This is a genomic window from Pseudomonas sp. MF7453, from assembly GCF_016405455.1.
GTDB classification, from domain to species: Bacteria; Pseudomonadota; Gammaproteobacteria; order Pseudomonadales; family Pseudomonadaceae; genus Aquipseudomonas; species Aquipseudomonas paralactis.
This window is the reverse complement of the sequence record NZ_JAEKCN010000011.1, coordinates 195,395-218,143: the sequence shown is the minus strand read 5'-3', so window position 1 is coordinate 218,143 and position 22,749 is coordinate 195,395. Positions and strand designations below refer to the sequence as shown.

Here is a 22,749-nt window from a genome sequence, read left to right as displayed (position 1 = left end):
GCGCACCCTTCAAGGGTGCGCTCTGTTGCCGCCCTACACCAGGTCCGCTGCAAATCGTGTACACACATTGGAAAGCATGCGTACCTCGGCACCGCTGTTGCAGCTGACATAGTGCTCGCGACCAGCGGCTTCATGTCGGTCAAAACGCTCGACCATCAACACCGGTTTGCCGGCGACCTCTACCAACTTGTGCCCGGCTGCGGGTAGACCTGCTGCATCCGCCATTTGAAGGCTGGCGAATTCCGCCCGTGGCTGGTCGAACACATCGTCGCTACGGCCGAGTTTAGCAATCCATTCCTTGCCTTCATGGGTCACGGTGACCTTCGGCCTGGCGCCGCCCATGGAACTCCCAAACTCGAATAACCGTGCGATTTCCGCAGGCAGGTCGACGTCACCCTTCTCGACTCGATCAAGGCCCACCATGATTTTCTCAAGGTCTTCAAATTGCGGGGGTTGGTGCAGGGTTGGCAGCTGACTTCGTGACGCACTGAACAGCAGGCAACCCACTCCTGCTCCCCGCGAGGCAAGCAGCCATTCAACTTCGTTCTGTGGATGCTGTTTGTGGGTCGCCAGCAGAACACGCCGGCCCCAGTTGTCGGGCGTTGCATCGTCGAGCACACCAAACATGCGCGTCGAGGAATATTGGTTAGGGGTCAGTGGCAAACTCAGCGGGTCAATCGCAAATGCGTCGGGCCGTGCGAGCCAACTGTTGGCGTAGCGAAAAACGAATCCATTCCCATGCATGGCCACTTCGCCAACAGGGACCGGGTCACCGACTAAGTGAGCTGAAAAAACAAAGGCATTACCAATCGGCTTCCAGGACATCGTGTTCTCCTTCAGTGCGAATTCGCTCAGGCTCACGGGCGAGGCTCATGGTAATCCCAACCTGGTCAAGCTCTGGTGACGCGATGCTCGCCATGCTTTCTTCCAAGTCCATCGCGCTCAGCACGTTCATCAGCACACCGAGGGATACGCCGGCCTCGCCCTGTCTCAGCCGCTGATACGTCTGCCGTGTAATGCCCGCCCGGCTGCATATGGTGGAGATTTTCAACCGCCGACGAATGCGGGCTATTTCGATACCGTTGCCGATACCTCTCATCAGTTCAGCGCTTCTCTCTGAGATATACCCTTTGTGGGGGTAGGGCTTCGCTGTTTCTTGCATGATATATCACTCTTTAAAGCAGTAGAGGTAACTTATATCATCCAAGTCCCTAGGGCTACCTGCAAAAAATCGGCTCGATGCTACGGCTTTTTGTAGGAGCGAGCTTGCTCGCGAAAAACTCACAGGCGCCGCGTTCAATCAGGAAACACGCGTTGTCGTTGACGTTTTTCGCGAGCAAGCTCGCTCCTACAGGTGTTACCAAACTTCAAAGATTCTGCAAAAACACCACATACCCCCGAAACCACTCATTGCCCCGCAGATACCCCGGCTCTTGCCACTCTCCGCCCTGAATCAAGCCAATCTTGAACGGCACCCCCAGCCGATTCATCCGCGGCAAATACGCCGCGTAATCCGGGATGCTGTGACGCCCTTGATAGGTCTGCACCACCACTTCATCCACCACGCCCTTGAGCTGGGCGATGGCGGCCGGGTCGGCGTTGCTGCTCCAGTCCATCAGGCCGGTGATGCTCAACCGCAGGTCGGCAGGCAGGCGCTGGCGCAGGTCGCGCAGAAAGTCGGCGTATTCGTGCAGGTATTGGGTGCGGGCGTCGAAGTCGATCTGGATGCCGATCACCGGGTTACCCGCGTCGCGCCAGCGTTGCACCTGGCCGAGCACTTGGGTGTAGACCTGTTCCGGCCAGTGCAAGGTGTGGGCGCGATAGACCACCCAGATTTCGCCTTGGGTAATGCGGGGCACACTGATGCCCTGGGCGATCAATTGCACGCCGCGCTGGGGCGCGCGGCGGGAGGAGTTGATCTGGCCTTGCAGGATGTACAGGGTTTTTGCCTGCTTGATCACCGGCTGAGGCTCGACGCCACTCCACAGCCAGAAGGCGTCATAGTCGCGGGCGTCGACGGCACCAAAAGCCGGGCTTGCCAGCAACAGCAAGCCCAGCCACAGCGACTTCACCAGTAGTACTGCAGCGATTTGCCCCACTGGGTGTCGGCAAAACCGGTCTTGAGTTGGCGGAACCAGGCTTTGCGCACCGCTGGCGCAACGTCTTCACCACCGCAACTGTTATAGCCGGCTGGCGCGTAGCAGTTGATGGCGCGAAACAGCGCATACGCCTTGTCGGTTTTCGGCGCCTTGGTGTTGGCGATGACCTGCTTGTAGCCGTCCAGACGCGAGAAGGTTTCCCCCTTGAACTGCGAGGCGGTGCTGCCCAGGCTGCCGGCGGCGCGGGGTTGCTCCAACGGCATACCGTCCAGGCCGTTGCGCAGGATGAACTCACCGAAGCAGTTCAAGGCGTGCGGGTTTTTTGCATCTTCCTGCAAGGTTGCGGCAGTTTGCGCGATGCCTGGGCAGGCGTAGCCGGATTCGGCCTTGTCACCGTTCCACTGGAACAGTTTCAAGGTCTGGCCGCTGGTGTAGGTGTAGCCCAGGCTGGTGCCGAGTTTGTCTTCGGAGAACGAGGCTTGTTTGAGATCGTCAGCAAAAGTGGCGAACTGGCGGTGCAGCAGGTCTTTGTAGAGCAGCACAAATTGTGCGCTCTGGCGTTCGGTCGGGTCGCTGGCGTTAGCGATCTGCTGGCGCAGTAGCTCTGGGCCGGCGACATTGCGCAGCAGGATGTAGCGCACTTGCTTGGCGCTGATTGGCGAGTCGGTTGCGAACACTTTGGCCAGTTGGCCGCTGCGCTCGTAGTTCATCGCCAGGGCCAGTTCCAGTTGGTCGCGTTGCAGCGGTTGCTTGGCCAGCGGCAGCAGTTGCAGCCACAGGGTTTCGGCGCCCTTCCAGTCTTGCCTGGCCTCCAGTGCCAAGGCGCGCAGGGTCTGCTGGCTGAAGGCAAAGTAATCAAGATTCGACGGCACGTCCGCAGGCAGATGCTTGAGGGCGGCGTCGGGTTGATGCTCGACGTACAGGGCATACGCCGCTTGCAGGTAGTCGAACAACGCTGGCTCGTTGGCGAACGTGCTCTTTTGCTTGTCCAGGTCTTCGCGGCTCAACAGCGGCGGGGTGTGGGCGCGCATCGCCATCAGGTCGCTGACCACTTGCAGCATCGGGCTGTTCTGCGCCTTGTTGCCGACCATCAGCAACTTGAGGTCGGCTTCCTCCACCAACTCGTCGACGCTGACATTGCGCTGGGCGTCGGTAGCCTCGGTGAATTGCCAGGTGAAGTCTTCGGCGAGCTTGGCATCGTCGTTCGCCAGCCAATGCACGCGGCGCAGCAGGCCACGGGCGGACGCAACGTAATCGCCTTGTGGATAGTGTTTCAGATAACTGAGAAAACCTTCTTCGGCATCGCTCAAGGCAGACTTATCAACATGCTCGCGTTGCGGCATACCGTACTCATCGAAGGCTTCGGCCTGGGCCCGGTTCAACGAGGTGCGTGCGGTCATGTACAGCGCCGTCTCTTTCAGCCAAGGCACCTCGCTGGTCGCGGCGGCGGCGAAACCGCGCTCGGCGTAAACGAAGCGCCCGCCGTAGAAATCGGCGGCGGCCTGCAGGTAGGTGCGAAACAGCTGGGCGTTGGCCGAGGGTGTCAATTGCGCGTCCGCCACCTGGCCTGTGAAGTCACAGGTGGTCAGCAACTGCAAGCGCGCTTTCACCAGCACGTCGCGTTCGGCGGGCGGCATATCGGCTTTGATCACCTGGCTGATAAACGCCGTGGCGCTGTCATCGCTGTTGCTGCGGCAGCGGCTGCCTTCGCCATTCAGGAAGGCCTGGCCTGCGGTCTTGTACTCCTCCCGCTTGATACCCAGGGGCTGGAGCAAAGTGTCGAGTTCGGCTGTGCGTGAATCGTCAGCCTTGTTATCCGGCTCCTCAGTCGTAGCCGGAACCGGTACCAGACGATACACCGGAAACGGCACCGGGCCGAAACCTTGGGCCAAATCGTCTTCGCCCAAGGCATTGGGCGTCAGCGGCGTGGCTTTTTTGTCGGCCAGCAACAGGCGCAGGTTCACCCGGCTGTCGTTGCCAGGGCTGAGAAACGGCTGGTTGCTGCACGGCTCGTAGCCGTCACGCGATACCCGCCAGTCGGGGTAGCACGAGTCGTCAGAACTGGCCTGGGCCGGTAGGGAAAACCCGGCCAGCAGGGCCAGGGCCAGAGGTGACAGCAAACCGATGCGCATAACGTTTCCTTGATCCTGAGTCCTTGGAGAAGGGCCAATAATAGCCTGATCCGACGCGTGCTTCGGTGAAGGCCTACACAAATTGCTGATTTGTCCGATTCCAGCGGCGAGGCCAGGGCTTTTGGCCTAGAGTGGCGGTGTTTGCGCATGCGCAGTGTTTGTCCTGTAAGAGGGCAGTAGTAGCGGAGTCGATATGCGTCGATCTGTAGTAGAGCAACACGAAAAAGTCGGGGCATTGCCTGCCTTTCATCGTTTGAGCTGGGAAGGTGCCGGCTGGCTCAGCCGCCTGTGGTGGGTGCCGATCCTGGCGCTGGCCATGGCCCTGCGGTTTTACCACCTCACCTCGGCGGCGATCTGGGGCGACGAAGGCTCAAGCCTGTTACTGAGCGAATACGCCCTGGCCGACCTGTGGTTTCACGCAGCCCATGATGTGCACCCACCCCTGTATTTCTTGCTGCTGCGCGGTTGGATTGAGGTGTTCGGCGACAGCATCGGCTCGATTCGCAGCCTGAGTGCGATCCCCGGCGTGGCCGTCGTGGGCCTGGGTATCTGGCTGACACGGCAACTGTCCACCCGCCGCGCGGCCGTGCTGGCGGGCATCCTGCTGGCGCTGTTGCCGACGGCGGTGCGCTACAGCCAGGAAGTGCGCATGTATTCGCTGCTGGGCGTATGGCTGCTGGGCGCCACGCTGGCGCTGGTGTACTGGGTGAGGCAGCCCGAGCGCGCACGTTATTTGGCTGTGTATGTGCTGTTAATGAGCGCCGGGTTCTATACCCACTACTTCACCGCGCTGTGCGTGCTGGTGCATTGGGCGTACCTGGGGTTGCAGGCGCCAGCTCAACGCCTGATCACGCGACCTGCGTGGTGGGTCGCCAACGTAGCGATAGTGTTGTTGTATCTGCCCTGGCTGCCCAACCTGCTGGATTTGGTGCAGCACGTCGAACAGCTCAAAGTCGGCGGCGACATTGGTTGGGAAGAGCCAGTCAATCTACTGTCGCTGCCATCGATGGTCTGGCAGTTCCTGTTGCAGGATGACGGTCTCGGCCTGTGGCCGCCGCTGTTCTGGCTGTTACCCCTGCTGCTGGCCGGGGTGGTTGTATCGACGGCCTGGCGCAACCCCGCGGCGCGCCTGCCGGCACTGTTTTGCCTGCTGCCGCTGCTGCTGGTCTATGGCGTGTCCTTTATCTCGCCGGTGTTTATCGAGCGCTACCTCACGGTGTATGCGTTGGGCCTGCCGATAGTCCTGGCGCTTGCCATCGACCGTCTGCCGTCCCGTTTGTCCTGGCTGGGCGTGGCGCTGTTCGCGCTGTTTGTAGGCGTAGAAGTGCTGGGGTTGAAGAACAATTTTGAGGTGGATGAACACGACGAGTTCAACGTGCCGGTGGAGTTCGTCAATCGCAACTACCAGGAAGGCGACCGCATCGTCCTCAGCGACATGATGTGGTACCTCAGCTACGTGTATTACGACCAGACCGACGCCCAACTGCAGCTCTTCACACCGCCCAAACCCGACGGCACCGCGACCCGCCCGAATGCTTATGGCTTCGGCACGCTGGTGGACCAGGACGGTGGCCGCATCTATCTGGACCGCCTCTCAGCACTGCCTGCTCAAACGCGACGGGTATGGTTGATCAGCAGCAACGAAGCCCCGGATGAATTCGCGCCACTGCCCAACGGCTGGCGCGAACTCAGTCGCCAGGACGGCGGCGGCGCCAGGGCGCGGCTGTTCGTGCTATGCAACGCACCGGCGCCGCAACCCGAAGGCTGCCGCTAGACTCACTTCAACCTACTGATGAGGAGCCTTTCATGGAATCGCCACTGCACAGCTTGCCGGCTTTGTTCAAACAGCTTGGCCTGCCGGATGACCCGGTCAGTATCGAGCAATTTGTCGCCTCTCATTCGCCGCTCAAGCCGGATTTGAAACTGGCGGACGCGTTTTTTTGGACGGATAGCCAGAGGGCGTTTTTGCGTGAGGAAATTTTGGACGATGCGGATTGGGCGGTGGTGGTGGATGAGTTGAACTTGATGTTGCGGGGTGGGCGAGGGGTGTAAAAAAATATCCAAATAAGCGCGAGTATGTAAAAAAAAATGGTGAGCGGTAAAAAAAACTGGGCTTTAATCGCCTAAGTGAATTTTTTCTGGAAGCTCGCCATGCCAACAGTCGGATACGCTCATCTGTGTGAGGCGCTGGATCTAAAGGTTATCGCACCCTTGAGGACTGCGATGATCAAGCCGGTGACCAGGATTACCTTGATCGGCGACTGCCTGGCAGTTCCCCATTCGGTGGCGCCCGCCCAACATGCGCTGTTTGAGCATGTGTTATTTGCGCTTAAGCATGAAGGCGTGAACCTGGCGATACTTGCCCAGGTGTTTGAACAGCTCGGCCCAGAACCGTTTTTGGACGCGCTGGCCGACTCGCCTAACGGTGCGTTTATCCGAAAAGCCTGTTTTCTGTGGGAAGGCTTTACCGGGAAAATGCTGGATCACACCCTTCCTGTTCGTGGTCGCGTTGTTCCCTTGTTCGATCCCCAGCGCTATGTAACCGGCCCGAACATTCGCAACAGTCGTTGGCGAGTGGATTTCAACGGTTTGGGCTCTTTGCATTATTGCGCCACCGTAGAGCGAACGCCTGAGCTGGAAGCGTTGTTGGCGCTTGATGTATTGGCTCGCGCCAAATCCTTCATGGCCACCCTCCCTCCCGAAATGATGGACCGCGCCATCCAGTGGGCATACCTGCACGAAACCCGCGATTCATTTGCCATCGAAAAAGAACAACCCAGCGAAGAAAAATCCCGCCGCTTCGTCCAACTCCTGCGCCAGGCCCACGAAGGCCGGTTGCTCACCGAGGACTACTTGGTCGAGCTGCAAAACAGCACCATCTCCAATCCGTTTGACAAAGCCGTCGCGTTTCGCCACGAACAGAACCATCTGCACAACGGGCTACGCGGCGCAGCCGGTGTGAGCTACGTGCCGCCAGCTCCCGCGCTTTGCCAGGAATTAATGAAAGAGCTGATGGCCTTCGCCAACCAGCCCGTGCGAGACGTCGATCCTTTGGTTGCGGCCGCGGTCACCGCTTTTGGTTTCGTCTTCCTGCACCCGTTCATGGACGGTAATGGGCGCCTGTCTCGCTTCCTGATTCACCAGACGCTTTGCCACTACGGCGCACTGGAAAATGGTTTGCTGCTACCGGTCTCTGTCGCCATGAAGCACGAGGAACAAGCCTATCTGGAGGCACTCAAGACCTTCTCCCAGCCGACTCGGGAATTCTGGAACGTCACCTGGCTGGACGCCGACCACATGGCGTTCGACTTCATCGGCCACCCTTCGATCTATCGCTACTGGGATGCGACCCGCTGCGTCGAATTCACCCTGCAAATGGCCCGCCGCGCACTGGAAGTGGAACTGCGCGAAGAAACCGAATTCCTCGACCGCTACGACCGTGTGATCAAAGCGGTGAACCAACGCTACGACGTGCGCGGCAGTGATTTGTCGAAGCTGGTGATGATGTGCCTGGATAACGGTGGGAAGCTTTCCAAGCATCGGCGTAAGCAGTTTCAGTACAGCGTGGCGGAGGAGGTGTTTGGGTTTATTGAGGAGGAGAGCTTGAGGTTGATGGGCGAGTAAGAGGTCATCCAGTCACGCCAGATGAGGCGTATGAAAAAAAGGAATTCCGTATCTGAGTGATGTGATAAGCGCCTCAGATGTTTTGCGAGAGCACAGTGATGTGCAAATTGTCATGTTTATGGGGGCGTTGGTTGGTTTTACAGGCCTCAATTTTTGCATCCTGCGCCATGTTTTTTCTTCAGAAAAAATCAGTCGTGTGGCTTGTATTTTTTCAAACCCCCTTACGACTTGTGCTCGTTATCCCCTCCGTTTCGCTCCTGTTGATTGGCGCTCGAGTTTTGCCGCAGTACAACGTCCTGGCAATAGCTGGATTGATCGGTGCGTCGGAGATTTTAAAAGTCTGGAGCGTTTGGCGATGGAGCAAAAAATGCTGACGCTGGCCTAATGTGGGAACGGGCTTGCCCGCGAAAGCGGCGTGTCAGTCACTGAATATTCAACTGAACCACCGCTTTCGCAGGCAAGCCAGCTCCCACATTTTGTTTGTCGTATGGCAAATATCGCGATTTGCTGATGCCCACCCTCAAACCCGCTTTACTCAAGCCACATCCCACCACTCATCTGCGAAATTGTTTCAAAACTTGACGGCAAACCCTTCCTCCACCATATTGATAGTTAGCAAACTAACTGTATGCGAACTATCCAGTGCCTCAATCCCTCGAACAACTCCAGATGAGCCTCAGCAGCAGCATGGTGGTGGGCGCCCGAAATTGGCGCAAAATCTGCCAGACCACGCTGGTCAGTTATGGCATCTCCGAAGCCTGCGCCGTACCGTTGTTGATGATCGGTCGCTTGGGCGACGGTGTGCACCAGGTCAAAGTAGCCCAGGCCTCCGGTATGGAAAGCCCATCACTGGTGCGCCTGCTCGATCGGCTGTGCGGTGACGGCTACGTCTGCCGCACCGAAGACATCCACGACCGCCGCGCCAAGGCCCTGAGCCTTACCGAGCGTGGCCGTGAGTTGGTGCAGGCGGTGGAGGCGCAACTGGTGCGTCTGCGCAAGGATGTGTTGGCCGATATCGCCCCCGACGATCTGCAAGCGGCACTGCGTGTATTGCGCGCCTTCGAAGCGGCCGAGGCTGTGACGCCTTGAACGGATTTTTTACTGGCTTCCCGCCCGCCCGCGACTGGTTCTACGGGGTGCGTACTTTCGCCGCGTCGATGATCGCGCTGTATATCGCCATGCTCATGCAGATGCCGCGTCCGTACTGGGCGATGGCCACGGTGTATATCGTCTCCAGCCCGTTTGTCGGCCCTACCAGTTCCAAAGCCCTGTACCGCGCCATCGGCACCTTGATGGGCGCGGCGGCGGCGGTGCTGTTTGTGCCGATGTTCGTGCAGTCACCCTACATTCTGGTGGTGGTGATTGCGTTGTGGACCGGCACTTTGCTGTTCTTATCCATGCACCTGCGCACCGCGAATAACTACGCCCTGATGCTGGCCGGCTACACCTTGCCGCTGATTGCCCTGCCGGTGGTGGATAACCCTTTGGCGGTCTGGGATGTGGCGGAGGCGCGTACCGAAGAAATCTTCCTCGGCATTGCGGTCGCGGCGGTGGTGGGCGCGATGTTCTGGCCCCGGCGCCTGATGCCGGTGTTCGATGGCTCGGTGGCCAAGTGGTTCAGCGACGCCCAGGTCTATAGCCAGCGCTTCCTCACCCGTCAGGTAGACCCAGAAGAAGTCAGTAACCTGCGCGGCGGCATGGTCGCCACCTTCAACACCCTTGAGTTGATGATCGGCCAGTTGCCTCACGAAGGCGCGCGGCCACAAACGGTGCGCAACACCAAGGAACTGCGCGGGCGCATGATCCATCTGCTGCCGGTAATCGATGCGCTGGATGATGCGGTGTACGCCATCGAGCATCGCGCACCGGAGTTTCTCGACCGGCTCAAGCCGTTGCTGGAAGAGGCCAACGCCTGGCTGCAAAGCACCACCGAACAAGCGCCCCTGGAACGCTGGCGCGTGCTGCGTGACCAGATCGACGCCGCCCAACCCCAGGGCGAAGCGCTGGATGACCGCCACACGTTGCTGTTCTCCAACGCCCTGTACCGCCTTGGCGAATGGGTCGACCTGTGGCAAGACTGCCGCAGCCTGCAAGCCGCCATCCAGTGTGAAAGCCAGGACACCTGGCGCGCCGTCTACCGCCACTGGCGCCTGGGCCGGCTCACGCCGTTTCTCGACCGTGGGCTGATGTTCTACTCGGCGTTCTCCACCGTGACCGCGATCATCGTCGCCTCGGTGCTGTGGATTCTGCTGGGCTGGACCGACGGCGGCAGCGCCGTGATCCTTGCCGCCGTCGCCTGCAGCTTCTTCGCCTCGATGGACGATCCGGCACCGCAGATCTACCGGTTCTTTTTCTGGACCGCCATGTCGGTGCTGTTCGCCAGCCTGTACCTGTTTCTGGTGCTGCCCAACCTGCACGATTTCCCCATGCTGGTGCTGGCCTTCGCCGTGCCGTTTATCTGCATCGGCACCCTTACGGTTCAGCCACGCTTCTACCTGGGTATGTTGCTGACGCTGGTGAACACATCATCCTTCATCAGCATCCAGGGCGCCTATGACGCGGACTTTCTCAACTTCGCCAACGTCAACCTGGCCGGGCCCGTGGGCCTGCTGTTCGCGTTCGTGTGGACGTTGATCGCGCGACCCTTCGGCGCTGAATTGGCGGCCAAGCGCCTCACCCGTTTCAGCTGGCGCGACATCGTCAGCCTCACCGAGCCCGCGACCCTGGCCGAACACCGGCACATGGCCGCGCAAATGCTCGACCGTCTGATGCAGCACTTGCCGCGCCTGGCCCTCACCGGCCAGGACACCGGCATCGCCCTGCGCGACCTGCGCGTGGCGCTGAACCTGCTCGACCTGCTGGCCTACTCGCCACGCATCCTCGGCGTACCCCGGGTGTTGCTCAACCAGGTGGTGGAAGGCGTGGGCGGTTACTTCAAGGCGTGCTTGAAAGCGGGTGAACGCTTGCCCGCGCCCAGCGGTCTGCTGATGACCCTGGACCGCACCCGTCGTGCCCTTAACGGCCAGGGCCTGCAAGACGAAGAGGACACGCGCCTGCATCTGCTGCACGCCTTGGCCGGCCTGCGTCTGGCGCTGTTGCCTGGCGTGGAGTTCATTGGCGGTACAGAGATGCAAGCGCCGTTACCTGATGGAGCGCCTTTATGATCGGTGACCTGGATATCAGCGGGGTGTTCCTGCCCACGCTGCTGGTGCTGATGGGCATTACTTATGTGTTGTTTCTGGTGGTGCACGGGCTGTTGACGCGCATGCACTTCTATCGCCTGGTCTGGCACCGGGCATTGTTCAATGTGGGGCTCTACGCGCTGTTGCTGGGCGCGGTGGACTCACTCAGTCGATATCTGATGACATGAAAAAACCTTTTTTGACTATCGGCCGTGTTGTCCTGACGTTGTTGGTCGTGAGTTTCGCGGTCGTCGTTGTGTGGCGCATGGTCATGTACTACATGTTTGCGCCCTGGACCCGTGACGGCCACATCCGTGCCGACATCGTGCAGATTGCTCCGGACGTGTCCGGGCTGATCCAGCGCGTGGACGTGCGCGACAACCAGTTGGTGACCAAGGGCCAGGTGCTCTTCGCCGTCGACCAGGACCGCTTCAAGCTGGCCCTGCGCCAAGCCCAGGCCGCCGTGGCCGACCGCCAGGAAACCCTGGCCCAGGCCCAGCGCGAGTACAAGCGTAACCGTGGCCTTGGCAACCTGGTGCCCAGCGAGCAACTGGAAGAGAGCCAGTCCCGCGTCGCCCGCGCCCAATCGGCCCTGGCCGAAGCCCAGGTGACGGTGGACTCCGCCCAACTCAACCTCGACCGCTCGGTGATCCGCAGCCCTGTGGACGGCTACGTCAACGACCGCGCACCGCGTACCCAGGAATTCGTCACCGCCGGGCGCCCGGTGCTATCGGTGGTGGACAGCAATTCCTTCCACATCGACGGCTATTTCGAAGAGACCAAGCTCGACGGCATCCACGTCGGCATGGGCGTGGACATCCGTGTGATCGGCGACAACGCGCGCCTGCATGGCCACGTGCAGAGCATCGTCGCCGGTATCGAAGACCGCGACCGCAGCAGCGGCTCCAACCTGTTGCCCAACGTCAACCCGGCGTTCAGCTGGGTGCGCCTGGCCCAGCGGATTCCGGTACGTATCGCCTTTGACGACGTGCCGGCGGACTTTCGCATGATCGCCGGGCGCACTGCGACGGTCTCGATTATCGACGACAAGGTTAAAGACGGGGACAAACCATGAAGCGGCTTCTGGCAACCGCTTCCCTGGGGTTGTTACTGTCGGCCTGCCAAGTCGTAGGCCCGGATTACAAACTGCCGGAACAGGCCGCAGTCAACCGTGGTGACCTGCAAGGGCCGATCATGGGCGAAGGCAAGAACGTCGTGTCGGCGCCAGTGCCGGCCGATTGGTGGAAGCTGTATAACGACCCGCGCCTGGACCAACTGGTGCAGCAGGCCATGGCCTCCAACACCGACCTGCGCGTGGCCGCTGCCAACTTGCAGCGCTCGCGTTACCAGGTGCAGCAGGCCGAATCCGCCGGCGGCTGGAGTGCCGGGGCCAAGGCCGAGGCCCAGCGCTTGCAGGAATCCGGTGAAGCATTTTTGCTGCCGGACAAAGTCCCGGTGGGCAACATCGGCAGCGTCGGGATTACCACGTCCTATCAGTTCGACCTGTTCGGCACCTTGCAGCGCGGTATTGAAAGCGCCAAGGCCAGCGCCGATGCAACCCAGGCGGCCGCCGATATCGCCCGCATCACCCTGGTGGCCGATGTGGTGCGCTCCTATACCCAGGTGTGCGCGGCCAACGAAGAGCTGGCGATTGCCAACGAGTCCCTCGACCTGCAAGCCCAGAGCACCAAACTGACCCAGCGCCTGCGAGATGCCGGGCGTGGCGATGAGACTCAGGTCACTCGTTCGCAAACCCAATACAAATCCCTGCGCGCTGACATACCGCGCTATGAAGCTTCGCGTCAGGCGGCGCTGTTCCGGCTGTCGATGTTGCTGGCCAAACCGGTCGACCAACTGCCAGCCGGCACGGGCACCTGCGCCGAGCTGCCGCATATCGCTCAACTGCTGCCGGTAGGCGATGGCGCCACGCTGCTCAAGCGCCGTCCGGACGTGCGCCAGGCCGAACGCCAGTTGGCTGCCGCCACGGCGCGTATCGGCGTAGCGACCGGCGCGCTGTATCCGGATATCAGCATCGGCGCCACGGTCGGCACCGTCGGCTTGCTGGAAAACCTCGGCACACCGGCCACTAACCGCTGGGGCTTTGGCCCGATGATCAGCTGGACCGTACCGACCAACGGCGCCCGCGCCCGCGTGCATGAAGCCGAAGCCGCGACCCAGGGCGCCCTGGCCCACTTCGACGGCGTGGTGCTCAACGCCATCCGCGAAACCCAGACCGGCCTGGCCCAATACACCGCCGTGTTGCAACGCCGCGACGCCCTGGCCGACGCCGAACAGTCGGCGCGAGAAGCCGCCGGCCAGACCCATCGCTTCTTCCAGGCCGGCCGCGAATCCTTCCTGGCCGACCTGCAAGCCACGCGCACCTACACCGATATGCGTGCGCAACTGGCGGCGGCTAACACCCAGGTTGCCATGAGCCAGATCGATCTGTTCCTGGCCCTGGGCGGCGGTTGGGAAAGCGGACGAACGCAAGGGGTAAAACCCGGCAAACCGTGAGGTGATTGCTATGCTTTGTCAGGTGAGGCGCCGTGACGCTTCACCCGACAAAGCTCGCGTTTGCTCATGGGGATTCCAAGAATGAAAAACCCTTATGCTCCCGCTTTCTGGTGCGTGCTCTTCGCACTGGTTTTGTTATCGGCCGCGTATTTTTACGGCGTCATGCTCGCCCATCAACTCGACAAGGCCATGGTGTTCCTCGACAGCGCCTGCCTGGTGATCGGCACCTTGTCCATCGGCGTGGTGGCCTGGGCGTCGTATCAAAACCAGCGGGTGAAGAAAAAACTCCTCGAGCAGGGCAAGACCCGCGTGGCGATCTGGGACACCAAGGTCGCCCTGCGCCGCGTCGAAACCGTGTTCGACCGCTATTTCTGGGGCAGTTACTGGCAGCCGGGGCGCACGTTCCAGGAAGTCATGGGCGACCTCACCGGCACGCCGCTGGAAAAAAGCCTCGAAGTCCTGAAAAAACAATGCGTGCTGCTGGACCGACAGGTTGCCGACGGTAGGCATTGGCTGGATAACGCGCGGGAATTGTCCGACGTGGCCACGCAAATGGCCCGCGAGCGCTACCAACTGGATTTTTGCGACCCCAAGGCCGACACCCCCGGCAACGCCGTGATACACCGCGAGTTCGAGGTGTTGGTGTACACCTGGACCGCACGTTTGAAGAGTTTTGATCACCAATTGGATGAAGTCGAACAAGAGTACTCCTGAACTCCTGCTGAACTGATCCCTCTGAAAGGCTGGGCCGTTTACGCCCGCCAGTGCTAATCTTCCCCAGCCTTTGGCCACACGGGCCACGACTGTAGGAGCGAGCTTGCTCGCGAAAGACGCCAACGATAACCCGTGCATTCTGAAATGAACGCGGTGCCCAAGTGTTCTTCGCGAGCAAGCTCGCTCCTACAGGAACCCCTACAGGGTTCAAGGAAGACAGCCCACTTCTCACAGGATTTGATCAGGTCACTTCATGAATAAGCCAGCAGTTGTTTTCTTGGGTTTTGTTGTCGCCATCGGCGCCGTCAGTGCGGGCGGCGCCTGGTACACCGGTAAACAACTGGAGCCGGTCCTGCAAACCGCGATCCAGAATGCCAACAAAGAGTTGCAGACCTCCATGGCCGGTGTCGACGGCACTGTGGCTCTGGAGCTGGTGTCTCTGGATCGTGGCGTGTTCAGCAGCACGGCGCACTATCGCCTCAAGGGCCAGGGCAGCGTGTTCGGTGAAGACAACCCGAATCCTGAGTTGCTGTTCGTCGACCATATCGAGCACGGCCCGCTGCCGTTCTCGCGCCTGGTCACGCTCAAGTGGCTGCCGGTCATGGCCACCAGTCACTACGAACTGGAAAAGAACCCCACCACCGAAAAATGGTTCGCCGCCAGCAAAGACGTGTCGCCGCTCAAGGGCGTGGCGAATATCGGCTACAGCCGTTCGGTCAGCGGCAACATCGAATTGCTGCCGCTGGAATTCAAGGATGACACCTCCTCGGTGAGCTTCTCCGGCGCCAACCTGGAATTCGACAGCAGCGCCGAAGGCCAGAAGGTCAAGGCTGATGGCTTCATGAACAGCCTCAAGGTCGCGGCGATCGATGCCAATGGCGCACCGTTCGAAGCGGAACTGGCTGGCCTGACCGTCGCCAGTAACCTTGAAAAGTCCACCTTTGGCTTCTACACCGGCCAGAACACCGTGGAACTGACCGACACCAAGGTCACCTTTGGCCCGCAGAAAGCCGTGTTGACCCTCAAGGGCTTCGAGCAGAAAGATTCTACCCAGGCCAAGGACAACAACCTGGCCGGTCGCGTCGACTACAAAATCGACGAGATCGGTTACCAGGGCAAGGCGGTCGGCTCGGCGGCCATGGCCGTGAGCATGAAGAACGTCGACATCCCGGCGATGCTGGTGCTGACCAAGCTCTACCAGGACAAAATGCAACCGGTGCAAGCCGCTGCCGCTGCCGGCCAACCGGTACCGGAACTGCAATTGACCGAAGCCGAGCAGGCCCTGGCCGAAGCCAACGTCAACCAGGTATTGGCTGCCAAGCCGCAACTGGCGGTGGAAAACCTGTCGCTGAAAACCACCCACGGCGAAAGCAAGTTCAACCTGGTGGTCGACCTGGCCAAGCCAGCGTCCATGGAGCTGCCGCCGGTTGAGCTGGGCAAGCAGATGATTGCGCTGCTCGATGCCAACCTGACCCTGTCCAAGCCGATGATCAGCGACGTGGCCGCCCTGCAAGCCCAGGTCGGCGGCGTGACTGACCCCAAAGCCATCGAGCAGCAATCGCAGATGGCGGCCGAGATGGTCAGCGGCATGGCCGTCGGCACCCAAATGGCAACCCTGGTGGGCACCGATGTGGTTTCCAAGTTGCACTACGCCAATAACGAAGTGACTTTCAACGGCCAGAAAATGACCGTTGAGCAGTTCCTCAGCTTTGTGATGTCCAAGGCCGGTGCGGTCAGCGGCGCCCAGTAAACGCTGAAAATGCAGTAAAAAATGTGGGAGCAGGCTTGTGTGGGAGCTGGCTTGCCTGCGATAGCATCGCCCCGGTCCGGCTGAACGACCGCGGTGCCTGCATCGCGGGCAAGCCCGGCTCCCACACAAACCCGGCTCCCACATTCGTTTTGTGTGAGGGCAAAAAATCGCGCTCGCACAATTCTGAACAATTGTTCTGAATTGCACTTCCCCCTACTTCGCTAAGAGATAGTTCCTACAGGAAAGCTAGGTCGGGTCCCGAGACGCCGACACCCTGATGCGTTTTGCTCAGGACCATCTATCGTTAGGGCTTTCCGTGTGTAAGGAAGCTCACGATATGCTGCGAAACCTCCCCTACAGTGCCTCAGGCCGGTTGCGTCTGCTTATCGGGGCCGCCCTGTGCAGCCAATTGCTGGTTCCTGGCCTCGCGTTTGCCGATCCGGCCTACGACGCCCTGATCATCCAGGCTCGCAACGGTAACTTCACACCGGCACTGACCCAACTGCGCCAACTGTCCGCCGAACGCCAAACGCCAGGCCAGGTCAGCGACCACCTGGTGATTGCCGGTTGGGCGGGGCAAGACGCCGAAGTGTTGAAGGTCTACGAAGCACAAGGCAAACACCGCAACCTCACCACCCAGGCACTCGCCACGGTGGCACGCACCTATCGCAATCAAAAGCAGTGGCCCCAGGCCGAAGCGATCTATCGCCAGGCGCTGTTGCGCGAGCCGAATAATATCAACCTGCAACTAGGCCAGGCCCTGACCCAGGCCGATGGCGGCAAGGCCAACGAAGCGGTGCAGCGCTTGCGCGCGATGGTGGCGGCGCAACCCAATGATCCGGACCGCCGCATGGCCCTGGGTTATGCGCTGACACGCGCCGGCTTGAATTACGACGCCTTGTTCGAGTTCGACCAAGCCTTCATCCGCGCTGGTGACAAACCGGAAGTGGCCCGTGAATACATCGTCGCCCTGCAAAAGGCTCGCTTGCCCGAAGCCGCCCTGCGCCTGTCGGCCAAGCGCCCGGGGTTGGTGGACGCAGTCACCCAGCGCCGCCTGGAAGGCGACCTTGCCGCAGAGCGCGTTCGCATGGCCGAGTTCGCCACGCGCACCGAAAAAGAACGCTACGTCATCGCCGATCGCGCCCTGCAGGATTACGACAAGCTGATCAGCCGTTGGGCCCCGGACGCCACAGCTCACGACGACGTCGTGCGCTGGCGTATCGACCGGCTTGGGGCACTCAAGGCCCGTGCACGCACCGCAGAGGTGATTCGCGAATACGAAGTGCTCACCGCCCAAGGCGTGCAGTTGCCGACCTACGCCGTGCGCTGGGTCGCCGCATCCTACCTCGACCAGCGCCTGCCGGAAAAAGCCGCGCCGCTGTATCGCCAGGCGCTGACTGCAGCGGATGCCGACGTCGGTGATCATGTCAAAGACAGCACCGCCCTGTTCTACGCCTTGTTGGAAAACGACCAGGTGGATGAGGCGCGTGCGGTCGCCACGCAGTTGGCCAGCACCGAAAAACCTCGGGTTGAACTCAAGGGTTTGCCTATCGGCAACCCTAACGACGAATGGATGGACGCCCAACAATTGGCGGCCCAGGCCGGTACCTATGGCGCGGACCTGAATGCCAGCGAACAAGCCCTGGAAAACCTGGGGAGCAAAGCCCCCGGCAGCATCGGTGTACGTTTGGCACAGGCAGAAATGTACCGTGCCCGTGAATGGCCCAGACGCGCTGAAGACTCGCTCAAGGAGACCGAAAACCAGAGCCCCCGTGACATTGGGGTGGAAATGTCCCAAGGCTTCACCGCGTTGGACCTGCAGGAATGGCGGCAACTGGACCTGCTCACCGATGACGTCGTTGCCCGCGCCCCGGACAACCGCCAGGTACAGCGCCTCAAACGCTTGCGCGACGTTCACGACATGGCCGAAGTGCGGGTGGAAGCCTACACCGGTAAAAGCTTCGGTGGCGGTAACAACCAAGAGGCCGGTGCGGTGTCGGGTAGCCGTGACTGGGGCATAGAAAGCGTGATCTACACCCCGCCCATCGACGAGGACTGGCGCCTGTTCTCCGGTGTCGGTTATGGCACTGCCGATTTTGCCGAAGGCACCGGCCATCACCGCTGGCAGCGTGTGGGCGTGGAGCGGCGCACCCGCGACATGACCATCGAAGCCGAAGTGTCCAACCACTCCTATGGCGATGGCGCCAAACAAGGCGCGAGCGTGTCGATTGCCCGCGACATCAACGACCACTGGCAGTACGGCGCCAGCCTTGGCTACCTGCTCAACACCACACCGTTGCGGGCGTTGAATGAGGGTGTCACGGCCAACGGCGGCAGCGGTTTTATCCGCTGGCGCGCCAACGAAAGCCGCGAGTGGAAACTGGCCGTCAGCCCGTCGCATTTCAGCGATGGCAACGACCGCGTCGAAGCCTTGCTCACCGGCCGCGAAGGCATCTACAGTTCGCCCAAAGTGCAAGTAGAGCTGGGCCTGGAAGTCGGTGCCAGCCGCAACAGCAAGGAAGACACGATCTACTTCAACCCCAAGTCCGACTTCAGTGTGTTGCCCACCGTCAACGTCAACCATGTGCTTTATCACCGCTACGAAACCCAGTGGAGTCAGCAGTTCCAGCTCGGTGCGGGTACCTATAGCCAAAAGGATTACTCCACCGGCGGCGTCGGCTTGATCGGGTACGGCCAACGCTTTCGCTGGAATGACGTACTGGAAGCTGGCGCCAACCTGAGCCTGGTCAGCCGACCTTACGACGGCGAGCGCGAACGCGATTTGCGCCTGCTCCTGGACCTCACTTACCGTTTCTAGAAGAGCCTGACCATGACCCTCCTCAGTCGTTTTTTTCTGGTCCTGGGTGTAATGCTGGCCGCCGCATGCGCCCAGCAACCCGCGCCATTCGTTCCACCTGCCGAGCGGCCGACACTGGCCAGCGAAGCGCCGTGGCCGAAGAACCATTTCCTGGGCATTGCCTACCACGATGTTTCGGACAACGACCCTGACCAGGCCGTGGTGGCGGTGCGTACCGAGCGCTTGATCGAGCAATTGGCCTGGCTGCGCGAGAACGGTTACCAGGCGGTCAGCGTGGATCAAGTCCTTGCTGCGCGCCGGGGCGGGCCGACACTGCCGCCCAAGGCCGTGATGCTCAGCTTCGATGACGGCTATTCCAGCTTCTACACCCGCGTGATGCCGATCCTGCGGGCCTACAATTGGCCGGCCGTGCTGGCGCCGGTGGGCAGTTGGATCGACACGCCGCTGAACCAGCCGGTGGACTTCGCCGGTACCCCGCGCCCACGGGGCGACTTCCTGACCTGGCAGCAGATTCGTGAAGTGTCTCGATCGGGCCTGGTGGAAATCGCCGCCCATACCGATGCCAATCACAAAGGCATACTCGCCAATCCCCAGGGCAACCTCGAACCGGCGGCCACCACGCGCCGCTATGATCCGGCGACCGGTCGCTATGAAACCGAAGCGCAGTTCCAGGCGCGAATGCGTACTGACGTAGCAGCCATCTCCAATAAAATCCGTACTGTCACTGGCAAGGCTCCACGGGTATGGGTGTGGCCGTATGGCGCGGCCGATGGCACCACCCTGGCCGTGGTCGGTGAACACGGCTATGAGATGGCGCTTACGCTGGATGACGGTTTGGATGACTCCAACAAGTTGATGAACAGCCCGCGCTTTTTGGTCGCCTCCGACCCGGATGGTGAGCACTTCGCCAGCAGCATGGTTTCGGTTCAGGCCAAGGCACCGTTGCGCGTCTTGCATGTGGACCTGGATCACGTCTATGACCCCGACCCGGTTCAACAGGCGCACAACCTCGATGTGTTGGTGCAGCGCGTGGTGGACATGGGCGCCGTCACGGTGTTCCTGCAAGCCTACGCCGACCCCAAGGGTGATGGCCTGGTGCATTCGGTGTACTTCCCCAACCGCCACCTGCCGATGCGCGCCGACCTGTTCAACCGCGTTTCCTGGCAGTTGCATACCCGTGCCCACGCCAGCGTGTTTGCGTGGATGCCGGTGCTCAGTTTTGCCCTCGACGCCAAGCTGCCACGCGTGACCCGCTGGGACCCGCAGACCGGCAAGGTTGCTACCGATCCGGATCAATACAAGCGCCTGTCGCCCTTTGATCCGAAAGTGCGGCAGCTCATCGGCGAGATCTACGAAGACCTGGCGCGTACCAGCAACAGTGCTATCGACGGCGTGCTGTATCACGACGATGCGCTGCTGAGCGACTTTGAAGACGCCAGCCCCGCCGCACTCAAGGCCTATGCTGCCCAGGGCTTGCCGGACAATATCGCTGCGCTGCGTGCCGACCCTGTAGTGATGCAGCGTTGGACTCGCTTCAAGAGCCGCTACCTGACCGATTTCACCAACGAGCTGACCGTGAAGGTGCGCGCCATTCGCGGCCCGCAGATCCTCACCGCTCGCAATATCTTCGCCGAGCCGATGCTCAACCCCGACAGCGAAGCCTGGTTCGCGCAGAACCTCGATGACTTCCTCAAGACCTACGACTGGACGGCGCCCATGGCCATGCCGCTGATGGAAGGTGAGTCGTTGAAAAACTCCAATGCCTGGCTGGAAAAACTGGTGGCCACGGTCAAGGCGCGCCCCGGTGCGCTGGAAAAAACCATCTTCGAACTGCAAGCCAAAGACTGGCGCACCCAGGCCGCACCGGATATCAGCGCCGAGCAATTGGCAGAGTGGATGGGTGTGCTCAAGCGTCAGGGCGTCACCAGTTTCGGCTACTACCCGGACAACTTCCTGGAAAACTCCCCGGACTTGAAGACGATACGTCCGGCCCTTTCCAACCAGTGGAACCCTTGATCATGGTTGACAGAATCCTGGCAATATTCGTGCTGGCACTGGTACTGGGCTTGCCCCTGGGCCTGATCTTCCTGGTGACCGGGCAGTTCCTGATGGACTTCGTGTTCTTCTACCCGTTGTTCATGTCGGCGTTGTGGATCGCCGGTGGCCTGTATTTCTGGCTGCACTGGGAACGCCACTGGCCGTGGAAAGAAGACACGCCGGCGCCGACCCTGGCCGGCGAGCCGCTGATCTCGATCATCATCCCTTGCTACAACGAGGGCGATAACGTCGCTGACACCATTGGCGCGGCCCTCGGCCAGTTGTACCCGAACATCGAAGTGATTGCGGTCAACGACGGCTCCAGCGACAACACCGCCGCAGTACTCGATGCCTTGGCGTTGCAACACCCGCGCTTGCGCGTGCTGCATCTGGCACAAAATCAGGGCAAGGCTGTGGCCCTGCGCATGGGCGCGGTGGCCGCCCGCAGCGAATACCTGGTGTGCATCGACGGTGATGCCTTGCTCGACAAAAACGCGGCCGCCTACATGGTCGCGCCGATGCTCGACAACCCGCGCCTGGGTGCCGTCACCGGCAACCCACGCATTCGTACCCGCTCGACCCTGATCGGCCGGGTGCAGGTGGGCGAGTTCTCCTCGATCATCGGTTTGATCAAGCGTACCCAGCGGGTATTCGGTCGGATCTTCACGGTCTCCGGTGTGGTGGTGGCGTTTCGCAAGAAGGCCCTGGACCGCATCGACTACTGGAGCACCGACATGATCACCGAGGACATCGATGTCAGTTGGAAGCTGCAACTCGATCACTGGGCGATCTTCTACGAGCCGCGCGCGCTGTGCTGGATCCTCATGCCCGAAACCGTCGGCGGCCTGTGGAAACAGCGTCTGCGCTGGGCCCAGGGCGGCGCCGAAGTGCTGTTCAAGAATATCCGTGGCATCTGGCAATGGCGCCACCGCTACCTGTGGCCGCTGCTGTTCGAATACTGCCTGTCCACCGGTTGGGCCTTTACCTTCCTGCTGTCGGTGATCTTCTGGGCCGTGGGTAAATTCGTCACGTTGCCGGCGGCGATTACCGTGGACTCGTTGGTGCCACCTGCGTTCACCGGCCTGGTGCTGGCGATGGTGTGCCTGTTGCAGTTTGCGGTGAGCATCCTGATCGACCGGCGCTACGAAAAAGACCTGTGGAAAACCCTGTTCTGGACCGTGTGGTACCCGATGGTGTTCTGGCTGGTCAGCCTGCTCACCACGCTGGTCAGCTTTCCCAAGGTGTTGTTTAACCAGCATCAAAAACGCGCACGCTGGGTCAGCCCGGACCGCGGTATCAAACCTGCACAAGAGGAGGCGTGATCATGAAACTGGTCAGAACTCGCCAAAACACACTGATGTGGATCGTCGATGTGCTGCTGACCCTGCTGGCCTGGGGTGGGTTGATCTGGCTGCTGGCGCGAGGCATCAGCGCCATGCTTGAAACCCACGGCGGCCCACGCATCGAGGCGCCTATCTTTGCTGCGCTCAACACCTTGCAGGTTTACCTGTGGATCGCGCTGTTCAATGCGGTGATCCTGATCAGTTGGGCGCGCTATCAGCAGCATCGCGGGCGCAAATTCGCCCAGCGCCGCGCCGAGGCGAATGCACTGAGCGACCAGCACCTGAGTGAAAGTTTCAACCTGGGCGATGGCGACCTCGAACAACTGCGCCGCCCTGGCGTGCTGGTGATCCACAACGACGAAGAAGGCGGCGTCGAAGAAGTGAAATCCCACGTCTCCCGCGACGTCGAACGCCCCGGCCTGACCCTGGTGCCCGACAAAGACAAGGGCATTATGTAGGAGCGAGCTTGCTCGCGAAAAACGCCAACGATAACGCGGGCATCCTGATTAAACAGGGCGCCTGTGAGTTTTTCGCGA

Annotated in this window: 19 protein-coding genes; 15 read left to right on the top strand and 4 right to left on the bottom strand. The window is 60.8% G+C overall.

Annotation, left to right across the window (positions count from 1 at the left end; all coding sequences use genetic code 11):
* Positions 1 to 33: 33 nt before the first annotated feature.
* From JFT63_RS18745 to JFT63_RS18730, 4 genes are all read right to left on the bottom strand, one after another.
* Positions 34 to 861, bottom strand: a complete 828-nt coding sequence (locus tag JFT63_RS18745; RefSeq protein WP_332875259.1) for a type II toxin-antitoxin system HipA family toxin — start codon at positions 859 to 861, stop codon at positions 34 to 36.
* A complete protein-coding gene (locus JFT63_RS18740; protein WP_047712283.1) occupies positions 803 to 1,162 on the bottom strand; it encodes a helix-turn-helix domain-containing protein in 360 nt (119 codons plus the stop codon). The genes JFT63_RS18745 and JFT63_RS18740 overlap by 59 nt, the downstream gene beginning before the upstream one ends.
* A gap of 205 nt (positions 1,163 to 1,367) precedes the next feature.
* Complete coding sequence (locus JFT63_RS18735; RefSeq protein WP_198708603.1) at positions 1,368 to 2,072, bottom strand: DUF3142 domain-containing protein; 705 nt, start codon at positions 2,070 to 2,072, stop codon at positions 1,368 to 1,370.
* Positions 2,069 to 4,231 (bottom strand): outer membrane assembly lipoprotein YfiO, encoded by a 2,163-nt coding sequence (locus tag JFT63_RS18730; RefSeq protein WP_198844502.1) that lies wholly within the window; start codon positions 4,229 to 4,231, stop codon positions 2,069 to 2,071. Before JFT63_RS18730 ends, JFT63_RS18735 begins: the two co-directional genes overlap by 4 nt.
* Positions 4,232 to 4,424: 193 nt before the next feature.
* On the opposite strand from JFT63_RS18730, the gene JFT63_RS18725 reads away from it, so the two are divergent.
* The 15 genes from JFT63_RS18725 (at position 4,425) to pgaD (ending at position 22,671) form a co-directional block, all read left to right on the top strand.
* Entirely contained in the window at positions 4,425 to 6,005 is a 1,581-nt protein-coding gene (locus JFT63_RS18725) for a glycosyltransferase family 39 protein (protein WP_198844501.1), read from the top strand.
* Positions 6,006 to 6,037: 32 nt separating this feature from the next.
* Positions 6,038 to 6,283, top strand: coding sequence for a DUF2789 domain-containing protein (locus JFT63_RS18720; protein WP_198844500.1), 246 nt, complete (start codon positions 6,038 to 6,040; stop codon positions 6,281 to 6,283).
* 99 nt (positions 6,284 to 6,382) lie between these two features.
* On the top strand, positions 6,383 to 7,855 hold the full coding sequence (locus tag JFT63_RS18715) for a Fic family protein (RefSeq protein ID WP_198844499.1): 1,473 nt from the start codon (positions 6,383 to 6,385) through the stop codon (positions 7,853 to 7,855).
* A 100-nt stretch (positions 7,856 to 7,955) separates the two neighbouring features.
* A complete protein-coding gene (locus JFT63_RS18710) occupies positions 7,956 to 8,240 on the top strand; it encodes a hypothetical protein (protein ID WP_198844498.1) in 285 nt (94 codons plus the stop codon).
* 284 nt (positions 8,241 to 8,524) lie between these two features.
* Complete coding sequence (locus JFT63_RS18705) at positions 8,525 to 8,944, top strand: MarR family winged helix-turn-helix transcriptional regulator (protein ID WP_198708608.1); 420 nt, start codon at positions 8,525 to 8,527, stop codon at positions 8,942 to 8,944.
* Positions 8,941 to 11,019 carry an FUSC family protein gene (locus JFT63_RS18700; RefSeq protein WP_057702319.1) on the top strand — a complete coding sequence of 693 codons (2,079 nt, stop codon included), beginning with the start codon at positions 8,941 to 8,943 and terminating at the stop codon, positions 11,017 to 11,019. Before JFT63_RS18705 ends, JFT63_RS18700 begins: the two co-directional genes overlap by 4 nt.
* Positions 11,016 to 11,225: a DUF1656 domain-containing protein gene (locus JFT63_RS18695; RefSeq protein ID WP_003187469.1), complete on the top strand. Its 210-nt coding sequence runs from the start codon at positions 11,016 to 11,018 to the stop codon at positions 11,223 to 11,225. The genes JFT63_RS18700 and JFT63_RS18695 overlap by 4 nt, the downstream gene beginning before the upstream one ends.
* Entirely contained in the window at positions 11,222 to 12,112 is an 891-nt protein-coding gene (locus tag JFT63_RS18690; protein ID WP_032894228.1) for an efflux RND transporter periplasmic adaptor subunit, read from the top strand. The genes JFT63_RS18695 and JFT63_RS18690 overlap by 4 nt, the downstream gene beginning before the upstream one ends.
* Positions 12,109 to 13,551: an efflux transporter outer membrane subunit gene (locus tag JFT63_RS18685; protein WP_186562560.1), complete on the top strand. Its 1,443-nt coding sequence runs from the start codon at positions 12,109 to 12,111 to the stop codon at positions 13,549 to 13,551. The genes JFT63_RS18690 and JFT63_RS18685 overlap by 4 nt, the downstream gene beginning before the upstream one ends.
* Before the next feature lie 81 nt (positions 13,552 to 13,632).
* Complete coding sequence (locus JFT63_RS18680; protein ID WP_019819550.1) at positions 13,633 to 14,265, top strand: hypothetical protein; 633 nt, start codon at positions 13,633 to 13,635, stop codon at positions 14,263 to 14,265.
* 253 nt (positions 14,266 to 14,518) lie between these two features.
* On the top strand, positions 14,519 to 16,015 hold the full coding sequence (locus JFT63_RS18675) for a YdgA family protein (protein ID WP_198708611.1): 1,497 nt from the start codon (positions 14,519 to 14,521) through the stop codon (positions 16,013 to 16,015).
* Positions 16,016 to 16,352: 337 nt separating this feature from the next.
* On the top strand, positions 16,353 to 18,833 hold the full coding sequence (gene pgaA / locus JFT63_RS18670; RefSeq protein WP_198844497.1) for a poly-beta-1,6 N-acetyl-D-glucosamine export porin PgaA: 2,481 nt from the start codon (positions 16,353 to 16,355) through the stop codon (positions 18,831 to 18,833).
* Positions 18,834 to 18,845: 12 nt separating this feature from the next.
* Positions 18,846 to 20,849: a poly-beta-1,6-N-acetyl-D-glucosamine N-deacetylase PgaB gene (gene pgaB / locus JFT63_RS18665; RefSeq protein ID WP_057702324.1), complete on the top strand. Its 2,004-nt coding sequence runs from the start codon at positions 18,846 to 18,848 to the stop codon at positions 20,847 to 20,849.
* 2 nt (positions 20,850 to 20,851) lie between these two features.
* Positions 20,852 to 22,192: a poly-beta-1,6-N-acetyl-D-glucosamine synthase gene (pgaC, locus tag JFT63_RS18660; RefSeq protein ID WP_198844496.1), complete on the top strand. Its 1,341-nt coding sequence runs from the start codon at positions 20,852 to 20,854 to the stop codon at positions 22,190 to 22,192.
* A 2-nt stretch (positions 22,193 to 22,194) separates the two neighbouring features.
* Entirely contained in the window at positions 22,195 to 22,671 is a 477-nt protein-coding gene (gene pgaD / locus JFT63_RS18655) for a poly-beta-1,6-N-acetyl-D-glucosamine biosynthesis protein PgaD (RefSeq protein WP_034125431.1), read from the top strand.
* The last annotated feature ends 78 nt before the right edge of the window (positions 22,672 to 22,749 follow it).